Source organism: Arthrobacter sp. H14 (assembly GCF_000520495.1).
Classification (GTDB): Bacteria; Actinomycetota; Actinomycetes; order Actinomycetales; family Micrococcaceae; genus Arthrobacter_C.
Window position 1 is genome coordinate 29,662 of record NZ_KI914662.1, and the last position, 951, is coordinate 30,612.

2 protein-coding genes are annotated in these 951 nt (G+C 58.9%); both read left to right on the forward strand.

The features are described 5' to 3' along the window. On the forward strand, positions 1 to 266 hold a 266-nt coding region (locus Y707_RS32205; RefSeq protein ID WP_035781802.1), incomplete at its 5' end, for a GntT/GntP/DsdX family permease. A gap of 170 nt (positions 267 to 436) precedes the next feature. Beyond that, positions 437 to 742, forward strand: a complete 306-nt coding sequence (locus Y707_RS29965; protein WP_333782849.1) for a GntT/GntP/DsdX family permease — start codon at positions 437 to 439, stop codon at positions 740 to 742. Positions 743 to 951 lie beyond the last annotated feature (209 nt).

The window sequence follows — 951 nt, forward strand, 5'->3', positions numbered from 1 at the left end:
TGGGATCCATCTCGGCGGCAGCCATCACCGCAGCCGGAATCCTTGCACCAATTGCGGCAAACCTGGACATGCCGACGGTACTGATTGCGCTCGCGGCCGGATCCGGTGCATTGTTCATCCCGCATGTGTCCAGCAACTTCTTCTGGATGTTCCAATCGATGCTGGGCCTATCCACCCGCGGCACCTTCAAGACCCATTCGGTGGCTATGTCGCTGTCCTCGGTGATCTCGTTGCCGTTGATTCTGCTGCTCGGGGTGTTCGTGTAGCTCCACGGTGCCGCCAGTTCGCTACAAAAAGGATCTCCTGTAACGTACTCCAACGAAGAGGACGGGCGTCGGACGCTTCGTGACCCGCTGCACCTGGTGCGCGAGACCAAGGGGCGCCAACTCGAACACATGACGCTCTGACCCGTTAGCAAATACGCATCTTAGGGCTGATTCTGACTTGGCTCGTAGCCGCGATCCTGCACGTCGCTCTGGGATCCATCTCGGCGGCAGCCATCACCGCAGCCGGAATCCTTGCACCAATTGCGGCAAACCTGGACATGCCGACGGTACTGATTGCGCTCGCGGCCGGATCCGGTGCATTGTTCATCCCGCATGTGTCCAGCAACTTCTTCTGGATGTTCCAATCGATGCTGGGCCTATCCACCCGCGGCACCTTCAAGACCCATTCGGTGGCTATGTCGCTGTCCTCGGTGATCTCGTTGCCGTTGATTCTGCTGCTCGGGGTGTTCGTGTAGCTCCACGGTGCCGCCAGTTCGCTACAAAAAGGATCTCCTGTAACGTACTCCAACGAAGAGGACGGGCGTCGGACGCTTCGTGACCCGCTGCACCTGGTGCGCGAGACCAAGGGGCGCCAACTCGAACACATGACGCTCTGACCCGTTAGCAAATACGCATCTTAGGTTAGTAGCACTCGTTCTGAAGCTCGATTCGGCAGGGTTCCGAC